General features: G+C 57.6%; 10 protein-coding genes. 3 read left to right on the top strand and 7 right to left on the bottom strand.

From position 1 onward, the window contains the following. The 5 genes from SO140_RS29250 to SO140_RS29230 all read right to left on the bottom strand — a co-directional run. Window positions 1–188, bottom strand: a 188-nt coding sequence (locus SO140_RS29250) for a hypothetical protein (protein WP_449384246.1), incomplete at its 3' end; no start/stop codon positions are given. 15 nt (window positions 189–203) lie between these two features. After that, complete coding sequence (locus SO140_RS29245) at window positions 204–404, bottom strand: hypothetical protein (RefSeq protein WP_449384245.1); 201 nt, start codon at window positions 402–404, stop codon at window positions 204–206. Next, window positions 405–848: a tautomerase family protein gene (locus SO140_RS29240; RefSeq protein WP_449384244.1), complete on the bottom strand. Its 444-nt coding sequence runs from the start codon at window positions 846–848 to the stop codon at window positions 405–407. 90 nt (window positions 849–938) lie between these two features. Then, window positions 939–1,379, bottom strand: a complete 441-nt coding sequence (locus SO140_RS29235; protein ID WP_449384243.1) for a response regulator — start codon at window positions 1,377–1,379, stop codon at window positions 939–941. After that, complete coding sequence (locus SO140_RS29230; RefSeq protein ID WP_474799248.1) at window positions 1,376–2,848, bottom strand: sensor histidine kinase; 1,473 nt, start codon at window positions 2,846–2,848, stop codon at window positions 1,376–1,378. Before SO140_RS29230 ends, SO140_RS29235 begins: the two co-directional genes overlap by 4 nt. 497 nt (window positions 2,849–3,345) lie before the next feature. Between SO140_RS29230 and SO140_RS29225 the strand changes: the two genes are divergently transcribed. Next, window positions 3,346–4,242, top strand: a complete 897-nt coding sequence (locus tag SO140_RS29225) for a helix-turn-helix domain-containing protein (protein WP_449384241.1) — start codon at window positions 3,346–3,348, stop codon at window positions 4,240–4,242. 170 nt (window positions 4,243–4,412) lie between these two features. Then, window positions 4,413–10,325: an AAA family ATPase gene (locus tag SO140_RS29220; RefSeq protein ID WP_449384240.1), complete on the top strand. Its 5,913-nt coding sequence runs from the start codon at window positions 4,413–4,415 to the stop codon at window positions 10,323–10,325. Between the two features lie 28 nt (window positions 10,326–10,353). Here the strand turns inward: SO140_RS29220 and SO140_RS29215 are convergent, their stop codons facing one another. After that, window positions 10,354–10,707, bottom strand: a complete 354-nt coding sequence (locus SO140_RS29215; protein WP_449384239.1) for a response regulator transcription factor — start codon at window positions 10,705–10,707, stop codon at window positions 10,354–10,356. Window positions 10,708–10,747: 40 nt separating this feature from the next. Beyond that, window positions 10,748–11,377: a response regulator transcription factor gene (locus SO140_RS29210; protein WP_449384238.1), complete on the bottom strand. Its 630-nt coding sequence runs from the start codon at window positions 11,375–11,377 to the stop codon at window positions 10,748–10,750. A gap of 375 nt (window positions 11,378–11,752) precedes the next feature. Between SO140_RS29210 and SO140_RS29205 the strand changes: the two genes are divergently transcribed. Beyond that, window positions 11,753–13,129, top strand: coding sequence for an ATP-binding protein (locus SO140_RS29205; RefSeq protein ID WP_449384237.1), 1,377 nt, complete (start codon window positions 11,753–11,755; stop codon window positions 13,127–13,129). Window positions 13,130–13,188: the final 59 nt, after the last annotated feature.

Raw genomic sequence — 13,188 nt, 5'->3', positions numbered from 1 at the left:
GAACTCGCTTTCCACGGCATCCACACCTCCCGCAGAACAAAAGCGGAAAGTGTAACCCATGTGTCCGGTACGTACCGCCACCTATGTCTCAGGCTGCTCAGCGCAAGCCCTTGATTTCCCAGCTTGGTGCGTGGACATGAGTTTTCATTCGGGTCGCGTGTGGCCTCACGCTTGACCCGGTAGATCATACAGCGTCGCCTTACTCAATCGTGAGCGAGCAGCTCGCCTTCGGCAAGCGGCATTCGGGCGAGCCCGACAAATTCGGCGAACCTCGGGTCGTTTTCCTCGCGGCGTTCGAAGAGCACCGGAAGAAGGGCGACGCTGACACTTGCCCGAATTATAGTTAATTCGGTTTTACGGAAGACGCTGTACGAAAGATGCCGCTCAGCGATAACCGTGCGCAACTAGGCGGTTGCTGGAGCGCGCATCGCAGAAAGGTCGACCTGCTTTCCGTACATACCCCAATTGCTCTCGGGGATCTCCTGGACGGCGACGTAGGCCGGCACTTTTCCTTCGCCAATGGCAGCGTGTCTGCCGAGGATCGCCGTGCCTTCCTCGATGAGCCGCTTCTTGGCGGGATCGTCGAGGCCTCCCTTAATTGCGTTGATCAGCAGGGCTATGATCGGACGCGATGCGACTTCTCCACCGCTGAAGACAGCGTCGGGCTCGTACTCGGCGAAGATAACCCAAACCCCCGATCGGATTGTCGGTGTGTCGGCAAGGCGCTCGCACGCCATTCCGAGGTCAGTCAGTTCGGCAGCCACTCGCGCGCGAGCCTCGGGGGTGAAAACGCCACTGGGAGCGTGAACGAACATTTTTGGCACGCAATCCTCCTCTTCTTCGGTCAAGCGGTCTCTGCAATCGAGAAGAATACGGACAAGCGGTCGAGCAGCGACCCACGGCTGGTCTGGTGACCGCAGGCGCCGGAGAAAATCCTTTTAGCTCAGCCTCGCCTTCTCGAGATCCGGTTCATCGTCAACCACGAGGATGGGCGCTGCGTGCTCGATCCTCGTGTCGATTTCCTGCCGTAGGAGCGCGAAGTCGATCGGCTTGGTCAACAATCCTTCGGCGCCATGTTCGATCGCTGTCCTACGCGTTTCTGTATCGCCATAGGCGGTAATCATGATGACTGGCACGTCGGGACGCGTCGCACGCATGATCGGCAATAGCTCGAGCCCGCTCATCCCGGGCATGTTGATATCCGAAAGGATCAGGATCAGCGAAGCGTCCCGGATCTCGACGGCACGCCTCAGCGCCGCCGGCGCTGACGTGGCGAACTCCATCTGAAAGCGCGCGGAACGCAGATCGTGCCGGAACCGCTGGCGGAACAGGGCTTCGATGTCGGGTTCATCATCGACGACCAGGATATAGACGGTCAATTTTTGGCCTCCTCGGGGATTTGAGCCGCCGCGATGCGTGGCAGCGTGATGGTGAACTCGGTAAATGCGCCCGGCTCGGTCGCGACCTCGATGCCGCCGCCGTGCTGTTTCACGATGATGTCGTGACAGATCGAAAGACCAAGCCCTGTTCCTTCACCAGCCGGTTTGGTCGTGAAGAAGGGATTGAAAATCTTCTCCTTCACCTCCTCGGGGATGCCCGTGCCATTGTCGCGAATTCCGATTTCCACTCCGTCGCGCACGCTCCTGGTACTGGCGCACAGGGTCGGCTCGAACGCCGCGCCGGCCGTCGCCTTGCGCTTGGTCGTCGCGTAGAAGCCGTTCGAAATCAGATTGAGCAGTACGCGCGTGATGTCCTGCGGGTAAAGATCGATCGTCCCGGCATCAGGGTCCAGCTCGCACTGGAGTGTGATTTTGAAGGCCGAGTCCTCCGCACACGCGCCGTGATAGGCGAGGTTGAGACTCTCTTCGACCAACGCATTGACGTCAGCCGGGCGGCGCTCGCCCGAGCGCTCGCGCGAGTGCAGCAGCATGTTCTTGACGATGGAATCGGCTCGCTTGCCGTGCTGAATGACCTTCTCGAGGTCCTCTCTAAGAAGACTGGTCAATTCATCGACTTTGATGCGGATTTCCTCCGTGAGAGTTGCCTGCCTTAGGACGTCGTTGAGTTCGTCGGTCAGCTCGACTGACAGCGCTGAAAAATTGTTGACGAAATTGAGCGGATTCTTGATTTCGTGTGCGATACCTGCCGTGAGTTGGCCAAGAGAAGCAAGCTTTTCGGTCTGCACGAGGCGATCTTGGGCCACGCGCAGGTCCTCGAGTGATCGTGTAAGATCGGTCGTTCTGGCCTGCACTTCGTTGAAAAGCCGGGCGTTCTCGATCGCAATAACCGCCTGATCAGCAAATGTTCGTAACAGACGTATGTGCTCTTCCCGGAATTTTCCGATCTCTGCGCGCGTTACGCTGATGATGCCGACGCTCCCGGAGTCGCGAAAAAGCGGGATCAGGGCAACGCTCCGGAAGCCTCGCTTGCGCGAGAGATCCAACAGGCCAGGCAAGTCGGCGAACCCCAACTCGCAATCCTCGATCTGAACTGGCCGTACCTCCCGGATTGTTCTTTCATACCAATCGACGTCTGAAAGCTTCAGGGGAAACAGATTGATCAAGGCCGCGTCCGCGATCTCGCCTCGTCGGGTGAACGCAGCAAGATGCAACCTGTCATCGATTAACTGAAGAACCGCTGTAGACAGCCCGTTTACGAGCTTGTTGGACCTTTCTGCGATCGCTGCGAAGATGGGGCCAAAGCCGGAAGGCGAACTCGCGATGACCCTCAATATCTCGGCCGTTGCCGCCTCACGCTCAAGAGATTCTCTCAGTTGCTGCTCGAGCGGATCGGGGAGCGGCTGTTGCGTTCCGCTCCCAGTGTAGCCGACGGTTGGTACGACCTGCATCTACCGGCTCTCACGCGGATTGCGAGTGGCGCAAACGTACGCGTTCCCCGTGGTGAAACCGTGCATGCATCCCCCAATAGAGGACTGCGACACCATCCCATGTGACGCGACATCTGTCGTCAATCTGATCTCGCCTGGCTGGGCGACCGTTCCATTCGCCTTCCTGAGCATCGCAACATCGACGAAGGCGCTGGGAGCTATCGATAACTTAGCCGGCATCGCGTCAGTGAGGATGTAAAGACTGGTAAATCGTCGTCAAGAAAAACACCGATGGGATTGAGCGACGCAGCGAGATCGGTTTGGCGTTGCGCTTGGAGTTACTCCGGTTTCAGAAAGCTTCAGTCCGAAGGATAGCTGGCGGCTGCATATTATTTGAGCATCCAGCTAACGGATGGAACCACGACGCTGCCGGCGGATCTATCGCGCGACGAAGCTCACGGCCAGGTATTTCCACTGGTTTCACAAATGGGTATCGTGGCGATCCCATGGAGCGGGCCGTGATCCTGAAAACGCATGGCGATCGAAAATATCACGACACTACATCGCGTTTGGTGGGCGTGGCTGAGTTTCCGCACCTGCGTGTAGAGCATCGATTTCTCGAAGCTGGATTTCAACGGCCCGGCGTCTGCGTCAGCAACGAGCTTGCGTTTGTGCTTTCTGGCCGCGCATTCGCAATTCAGGAAGGAAACGGCCTGACCCGCCGGGATTTTATTCAACCGGGTATCGCCTGCATTTGCCCCGAGGGGACCGACGAGAGCGTTAGCGGCATTACATCTCCAATCGAGTGTCTGCATATTTTTTTGCCGCCAACCTTGATCCAACAGAGTGCCCTTGAGGACTACGACATAGACCCCTCGAAGGCCGAGTTGGTCTACTCCGGCGGTCTTAGAGACGCCATGCTTCACCAGATCGCCATGAACATCCACGGTGTCGCGAGTCGGGGTGTCGAACAGATAGACCGTCTTTTCCTGGATGGCATGCAAGCAGCGCTTGCGGCACATCTGATTGGTAACTATTCCGTCGATCGCTGGAGGCGGCCCTCAAAAGCCCCGAATATCGATGCCAAGCGCCTCAAACGAGTCCTCGATTTCATTGAAGCGCGTTTTGCGGAGAACATAACGCTCCACGATCTAGCAGCTGAGGCCCATCTCAGTGACTTTCATTTCTTGCGGCTGTTTCGAGAGGCGACCGGCCTTTCGCCTCATCGCTACTTGACGTATCGCCGAGTGCAAGAGGCGCAAACGCGACTGGCATTGAATCATTCCTCACTCGTGGACATTGCGCTGGAAACCGGCTTTCGATCGCAGGGCAATTTCATCAGAGCCTTTCGGAATGCGACGGGACTAACGCCAGGTCAGTATCGCGCACTTCGTCAACCAGGGGGCGAGCGCTGAGGCTCACGGTTCCCGGTCCTCGCATAGCAAGATTTGCGCATGGGTCCGCAGTATTCGGTAATGCGCCGGCCCATCAGCGGTAGTATTATGTGGGCTGTTGCTTAGCACCGCAGCGGCGCGGGCTCGTACCTACTTCACTCGCGACCGAACCGATGTGAACCGGCACTAACATGGATGCAGTTCGCTTCGCCGGAATCGCAGATAGCAGCTTCCAGGTTGCCTGGAAGGATGACGAGCGTGTCTTCTGCCGAGGATCGCATAGGCGCTCCGATGGCAGCGCCGTCGCCGTACTGGCAGTGCGGCCTTCCTCGGAGCGTCCACATCCTGCCGTCATCGATCGCCTTGCTCGCGAACACGGATGGAAGGACGAACTCGATCGCGCGTGGGCTGTATGTCCGTTAGACCTTCTTCATGAGGGCGGTCGCACCGTACTGCTTCTCGAGGACCCAGGGGGGGAGCCGCTCGAAAGCCTGATTGACGCACCAATGGAGGTTGCAAGCTTTCTGCGTCTCGCCATAGATATCGCTGCGGCTGTCGGCAACGTCCACCGGCGCGGCCTCATCCACAAGGATCTCAAGCCGACCAACATCCTTGTGAATCGTGCGACCGGAGAGGTCAAGATCACCGGGTTCGGCATGGCCTCACGCCTGCCGCGCGAACACCAAAGTCCTGCTCCGCCCGAAGTGATTGCCGGCACGCTGCCTTACATGTCGCCGGAACAAACCGGACGGATGAATCGATCCATCGATACTCGCAGCGATCTATACTCTCTCGGTGTCACCTTCTACCAGATGTTGACGGGATCGCTTCCATTCTCTGCCGTCGACCCGATGGAATGGATTCATTGTCACATCGCCCGGCATCCCGTGCCGCCCAATGAGCGTGTCAACGGGATTTCACTCTCTGTCGCCGCAATCGTTTTGAAGCTCCTCGCCAAGAATGCGGAAAGCCGGTACCAGACGGCAGCGGGCGTCGAGGCCGACCTGCAGCGATGTCTCTCCGAATGGGTCACCCATGGCCGGATCGAATGGTTTCCGCTCGGTCTTCATGATGCGTCCGATCGGCTGCTGATTCCGGAAAAACTCTATGGTCGCGAAAAGGAGGTCGATAGTCTGTTTGCGGCCTTCGATCGTGTCATTGCCAACGGGATGACGGAAATCGTGTTCATTTCCGGCCAAGCCGGTATCGGCAAATCGTCGATCGTAAACGAACTGCACAAAGCTCTGGTGCCGCCGCGAGGTTTGTTCGCCGGTGGGAAGTTCGATCAGTACAAGCGCGACATCCCGTATGCAACCCTGGCTCAAGCTTTTCAATCGCTTGTGCGACAGCTTCTCAGCAAAAGCGATGAGGAGATATCGCTTTGGCGATCGCTCCTGCTCGATGCGTTGGGCTTCAATGGCCAGCTCATGATAAACCTGATCCCGGAGCTCGCACTGGTCATAGGAGAGCAGCCAGCCGTTCCTGAACTCCCTCCCCAGGAGGATTACAATCGGTTTCAGCGGGTATTCCGCCGCTTCGTCGGTGTGTTTGCTCGAGCAGAGCATCCCCTCGCGCTGTTCCTAGACGATTTGCAATGGCTCGATACGGCAACACTGGAGATGCTGAAACATCTCGCCACGCACCCCGAGATTCGTCATTTGTTGCTAGTGGGTGCTTATCGTCATAACGAAGTCGGCTCGTCCCATCCGCTCAGACGAATCCAGGAAGCGATCCGTTCCGGTGGCGGGAGGGTGCAGGAGACGTTGCTCGCGCCGCTCAAGCAGGAAGCCATCGAGCAAATGATCGAGGAGACGCTGCATTGCGGCGACGTTGGCGCGCAGCCGCTTGCGAGGCTGATCCACCAAAAGACGGAAGGCAATCCATTCTTTGCAATCCAATTTCTCACGGAGCTCGGAGAGGAAGGGCTACTTCAATTCGATCACACGACAGCGAAGTGGGTTTGGGACGTCTCACGCATCCATGCAAAGCGCTTCTCGGACAACGTGCTCGATCTCATGTCGGTCAAGCTCCGTCGCTTGTCGGGTACGACACGAAACGCCTTGGGGCAACTTGCTTGCCTTGGCAGCGTCGCTGAGATCGCGACCATGATGGTCGTTCACGGAGAGTCCGAAGAGAAGATTCACGCGACGCTCCGGGAGGCGGTACTGGCGGGCCTCATCTTCAAGGTGGACGGTGCCTATAAATTCCTCCACGACCGCGTGCACGAAGCAGCCTATGGGCTCATCCCCGAGTCCGATCTCGCCGCGGCCCATCTTCGGATCGGCCGCGTGCTCGCAGCCGGGACCGCAGCCGACGAGCTTGAAGACAAAATTTTCGACATAGTGAACCATCTCAATCGCGGCGTGGCCCTCATCGAGGCCCATGACGAGCGCGAGCAGGTTGCCGGGTTGAACGTGTTGGCAGGAAAGCGCGCAAAAAGCTCGACTGCGTACGCGTCGGCTCGCAATTACCTCGTGCAAGCATCTAAGCTTTCACCTCTTGATGCGTGGACTAGCCGCTACGAGACGACATTCGAGCTCTACCTGCTACTCTCGGAATGCGAATATTTAGCCGGCAACTTCGAAGCGGCCGACGCGCTCTTCGACATCATCCTGGATAGAGCATCATCAAACTTGGATCGAGCCAAGGTTCACAGCTTGCGCATCAAGCTGTACCAGGTAGCAGGCAAATACGACCAAGGACTCGCTGTCGCGTTAAATGCGCTGAGCTCGTTTGGAGTCACTTTTCCTGACAACGATCAGGACATCAAGGCAGCCGTTGAAGCGCAATTCCGCAATCTTCCCGTCAATCTGGCCGGGCGCCCGGTCGGCGCGCTTCTCGATGCGGAGGTTGCGGTTGATCCCATCAGCCGGGCAATCATTGAGCTCCTCGTTGACGCAACACCCTGCGCCTATATCGCGCGGCCGCCGCTGTTTCCGCTGGTCGCTCTCGAGGGGGTCAATCGTTCCATAACAGACGGGAATACGGAGCAGTCGAGCTATGTTTACGGTGTCTTCGCGCTCTGGCTTGTCTCCCTGAAGGGCGACATCGACTCGGCGTATCAGTTTTCCGAGATGTCGCTACGGCTGAACGAGCGATTCAAGAACTTGCGTTTGCGAGGCACGCTGCTTCACCTGCATGGCGATCATGTCAATTTGTGGCGAAGGCACTTCGCCACAGGACTACCGATTCTGGAGCAGGCGTTTGAGGCCTGTCTCGAGGTCGGGGACCTCGTCTATGCGGGGTTCCTCGCGTTCGAAACCGTGTGGCAGCTCATCGAAAAGGGAGAAACCCTTGAGGATGTGCTGACATCAGCAAGTAGGTACGCAGCGTTTGCAAAGCAGAGCCACAACGAGGCAGTTTTCGAGACGATCCGGCTGCAGCAGCAGTTTATCGGAAGCCTCCGGGGGAGGACGAAATCCCCCTTGAGCTTCGAGGACGGCACATTCGATGAAGCAACTTGCGTTGCCACGATCGTCAAGGCAGCCTTTGGCTGCGGCATCGTCTTCTATCATATCATGAAGCAAATCCTCGCTGTCCTCTATGGTCAGTACGAGGACGCACTACAGGCCGCCGCGGACGCAGAGCCAGTGCTCGGCGCCGCGATGGCGATGCCCATTGAGGCAACCTATCATTTCTGCCACGCGCTTACGCTAATCGGGTTGTATCCTACAGCCTCGGCGCCACAGCAAGCGCAATATCGCAAATTGATTGACGAGAAACTGAAGAAGCTGAAGCTGTGGGCCGACAATTGCCCTGAGAATTATCACAATCGATACGCGCTGGTCTCAGCAGAGATCGCGCGCCTCGAGGGCCGCCAGATGGACGCGATGCGCCAGTACGAAGCGGCGATCCGCTCGGCGCACGAGAACGGCTTGATCCAAAACGAAGCCATGGCCAGCGAACTCGCCGGCCAGTTTTATCTTGCTGTGGAGCTTGAAACGAACGGCTACGCGCATCTGCGCAACGCTCGTGCGTGTTACGCGCTGTGGGGGGCAGACGGTAAGGTGCTGCAACTGGAATCTCGATACCCCAACCTTGCTACTGGCGAGAGCTATCGGCAAATCGAGACGGCAGCGGCAGCCATCCAGAAGCTGGACGTCAACACACTCTTGAAGGCCTCTCAAGCCGTGTCCAGTGAGATTGAATTGCCGAAGCTGATTGGGCGATTGATGAACGTCTCGCTCGAAAACGCGGGAGCCGATCGAGGGTTGTTGGTCTTGCCCCAGAACAATGACTTTCGAGTCGAAGCGATGGCGGAGGTAGCCGGCGGCGAGATTGTTTTGTGCCGAATGTCCCTCTCCGGCAACGATGTCCCCGACTCCCTGATTCGGTATGTAATTCGGACACGCGAAACGGTCATTCTCGATGATGCCAGGCGACCCAACCCCTTCTCGGGCGACGAGTACCTCCGGCGTCGACAACCTCGTTCGGTCTTTTGCCTTCCCCTCGTGCGACAAACGGCGCTGGCCGGAGTACTCTATCTCGAGAACACGTTGACCACGGGCGCGTTCACGCCAGATCGAACTGCAATGCTTGGGTTGCTGGCATCGCAACTTGCGATCTCGCTGGAGAATACGCATCTCTATAGCGACCTTCAGCAGCGTGAAGCGAGAATCCGTCGCTTGGTCGAAGCCAACATCATCGGGATCGTTATCTTCGATCACCAAAGTCGAATCACTGAGGCCAATGATGCATTCCTCCGCATCGTTGGATACGACCGCGCAGCTCTCGCATCGGGACTTCTCAACGGGGCCGAACTCACGGCGCCGGAATGGCGCGACCGCAACACACAGATGCTCGAAGAAGTTAGGAGTACGGGTATCGCCCAGCCATACGAGAAAGAGTATGTCCGGAAGGACGGTAGCCGTGTGCCTGTACTGGTCGGCGCGGCGAGCTTCGAAGAAGGCGGGAACCAGGGTGTCGCTTTTGTCCTCGACCTGACGGAGCGCAAGCGGATGGAATCCGAAGTGCAGGAGCAGGAGGCGAAGATTCGGAGCCTGTTCGACGCCAACCTCATCGGGATCGTCTTCTGGGACTTCGAAGGTCGCATCATCGAGGCCAACGATACGTTTCTCCACATGATGGGATTCGACCGGGACGATTTCGTTTCTAGTCGGGTACGCTGGACAGATTTGATTCCGCCGGAGGAGAGCGACCGAATTGCGAGGGCCCTGGAGGAGATAAAGGTCACAGGAACGATACGGCCGTTTGAGAGGGATTATTTTCGGAAGGATGGTAGCCGCGTGCCCGTGCTGATGGGAGCGGCTCTCCTTGAGCAAAATAGAAATCAGGGCGTCTCTTTTGTCCTTGACCTGACTGAACGCCGGCGAGCGGAATCTGAAGCACGTGAAAGCGAGCGGCGCTATCGCGAGACTCAGATGGAGCTGGCACACGCGAATCGTGTAGCAACCATGGGCCAGCTTACGGCCTCGATCGCCCATGAGGTCAACCAGCCGATCACGGCAACGATCGGAAACGCCGAGGCGGCGCTGCGCTGGCTCGCCCGCCAGCCACCGGAGTTGGAGGAGGTTCGCCAACTACTTGAGAGGATCACCAAGGATGGCCGTCGAGTTGGCGTCGTCGTCGATCGAACTCGTGAGCTTGTCAAAAAGGCGCCACTGCGGAAGGAGCGCATGGAGATCAACGAAGCGATCGGCGAGGTGATCGAGCTCACGCGCGGTGAGGTAACGAAGAGCCACATCGCGGTGCAGACACAGCTTGCGGAGGGCTTACCTCTTGTTGAAGCCGATCGCACCCAAGTACAGCAAGTTATGTTGAATTTGATCATCAACGCAGTACATGCCCTGGATGAGGTTAGCCAAGCGCGGCGCGAACTGCTGATCAGCTCTTCGATGAACCGCTCAAACGGCGTACTGGTATCTGTGCGAGATTCGGGGAGGGGTATAGGCCCGGAGCAACTGGATCGACTTTTCGATCCATTTTACACGACCAAGGCAAGCGGCATGGGAATGGGGCTATCGATCTGCCGTTCGATCATAGAAAGCCACGGAGGAACGATTTGGGCCGAGGCAAACGTTCCGCAGGGAGCCGCATTTCATTTCACTATCCCGCATCTCAGCAGCAATGGCCTGGAAACTTGAGTTCGAAGAGCGGTTTTCGGCTACGGCCTCAATCGCCCAATGCCCTCTCGATGCAGCCAACCAGCTTTTCGACATCCAGAGGTTTGCGGAGGAAGCCTATCGCCCCACTGGAAATAGCCTTCCTTTCGAGATCTGGTTCCGTGCGGGCCGTTATCATGATGACCGGAAATGATTGGTTGCGCTGATGAAGTTGCTTCTGAAGCTCGAAGCCGTTCATTCCCGGCATATGAATATCTGTAATCGCGCAGGCGAATCGTCCAAAGTCAGCGGATGCAAGAAACTCCTCCGCGGACGCGAATCCGAGGGCGTCGTATCCAAGTGATCTTGTTAGCGAGACCAGCATTTCCCGCACAGCGACGTCATCATCGACAATGGAAATCATTTCTGTCGCCGCCTACGTGGTTAGAGCATTGAACGTCTTCTCAGCGCGCTCTGTTCTTGAGTGCATCTGCCATGCGAACCAGATCTGCAATGGAATGAGCTTCCATTTTGCGCATCGCGGCACCGCGATGCATCTTGACTGTTATCTCGCTTAGGCCGAGTTCTCCTGCCACTTGCTTGTTCAGTTTGCCGGAGGTTACCAACATCATCACTTCGCGCTCGCGCGAGGAAAGCGTGGCGAACCGATCGGCCGTCGCGACAGCCCAGTCATCGTTGGCGCGACGCGCCCGATCCCGATCGAGTGCTGTCGTGACCGCATCGATCATGTCTTGATCTCGAAATGGCTTGGGAAGGAAGTCGACTGCGCCGGCTTTCATACCTCGCACACTCATCGGAATGTCCCCATGTCCAGTCATCAGCACCACGGGTAATCTCACCCCAATTTCCTGGAGCTGTTCCTGAAAGTCCAGTCCGTTGATTCCCGGAAGGCGAATGTCGAGAACAATGCAACCGGGGCCGTCCAGGCGGCTCGCCTTCAGAAACTCCTGCGTAGTGCTGTAGCTGCGGACGTTAAGCCTGACCGACCGCAGCAGGCTATCGAGCATTAAGCGCACAGAATCGTCGTCATCAATGACGTGCACGGTAGGTGTGCCATCCGTCGCTTGGGCCATGCGCGCGCTACCCAGAAGAAGCTTGAAATCAATACCATAAGTAGCGCCTAACCCTACTAAACGAAGGTGCGGCCGTCACCAACAAAAGAACACACCAAAGTATGGGTCGTAGAGACCCTTGCTAGATTGGCCTGCGACAAAATGGGCATCATAGTAGAAGCGCGTTGGCCTTACTGTGCGACATACGGCGCTTAACATTGCGCGAGGTAGTCGGTGACCCTGCTAAGCGAACGGCCAGTCAAAAGCGGGCTCTTGGATGAGGGCTCTTGTTCAACACCGCAGCGGAACAGTCCCGTTACCGCCTCACCAGGGGCAGAGCCGACATCCGAGGAGTGCTACGAGTTCGCAGGCCTGCGATTGTTTCCAAAGCGGCGGATGCTGGTGCACGGCGCCGAGCGCGTCGCGATTGGCGGGCGGGCGCTCGACCTATTGCTCTTGCTGGTGTCGCGGGCTGGAAGCATTGTGAGCTTCAACGATCTAATGCGTCTGGTTTGGCCAAACGTTACGGTCGAAGAAGCGAATGTTCGCGTGCAGATGGCCGTCCTTAGAAAGGTACTGTCGCAATGCGACGAGACGAGCCGCGCAATCGATACGGTGCCGAATCGCGGATATTGTTTCGTTCTACCCGTACGCTATCATCCGCACGGGATCGAGCCGAACGGCTCAAGGCCCTGGAGGCCTGCCGCACTGCCAATCCTGCCTAATCCGACAGTCGGTCGAGATGAAGCAATTCAAATTGTTGAAGGTGCGCTGGACCGACATCGCCTCGTAACCATCACCGGGCCGGGCGGTATCGGCAAGACAACCGTTGCGATCGCAACCGCGAAGCGTTACGCGGAGCACTTTCAGGGCGTGATCGGATTCGTTGATCTGTCGCATGTCGTTGACGGTGCTGGAGCAGCTCAAGTCATCTCGGAGGCCCTGCATCTGGCACCAGGTCATGACCCGCTCGAATTATTGTGCGATCACCTTAGGCTTCATGAAGCGGTTTTGATACTCGACACATGCGAGCACATCGTTGAACCCATCGCGACACTTGCAGAGGTGATGTTAAGTCGGTGCTGTAATTTGAAGTTGCTGGTGACCAGCCGGGAAGCGCTACGAGCGACCGGGGAATGGACCCATCTGCTGCCGTCGCTCACGTTTCCCGCAGAAGGAGAGGAGATTGAGCAGAGGGACATAGCGAAATTCTCGGCAATCACCCTGTTCGTTGATCGTGTCCAATCTTCGATGCGATTTGAACCACGCCGGCGAGATATTCCGACAATTGCTGAAATCTGTCGGAGGCTTGACGGAATACCGCTCGCGCTCGAGCTGGCCGCCGCTCGGGTTGCGGAGCTTGGGCTTCGTGATATTGCTGCCCGTCTCGACGATTGTTTCGCAATTCTCACACGAGGTCGCCGGACAGCGTTGCCCAGGCACCGCACCTTGGCAGCGGCTTTCGATTGGAGCTACGGCCTTCTCTCTGAGGAAGAGCAGCGCATGCTGGTTCATCTGGCTACTCTCCGTGGCTCGTTCACTGCCGAGCGCGCTATCGCGGGCTGTTTGGATAGCGTGTGCACGCGGCCATCAGAATCGTTCTACCGTCTTTTCGACAAATCATTTCTCGCGGTCGAGATGGCGAGTGAAGCGCCGATGTTTCGGCTGCTCGAGACGACAAGAGCTTATGTGGCGGGCATAGTATGTGCGTCGCATCCACCGGATCGTGCGCTCGCAAGAGTTGCCCTCGCACGAGGCCGATCGTCGGGCTGACACGAGCATTCCAGGGTGCGCCGGACGAGAAGTGGCCGCAGCGAGAGCCGCGGAATGCC

Source organism: Bradyrhizobium sp. UFLA05-108, assembly GCF_059803455.1.
The sequence above is the reverse complement of the archived record's forward strand: the minus strand, read 5'-3'. Positions and strand labels throughout refer to the sequence as shown.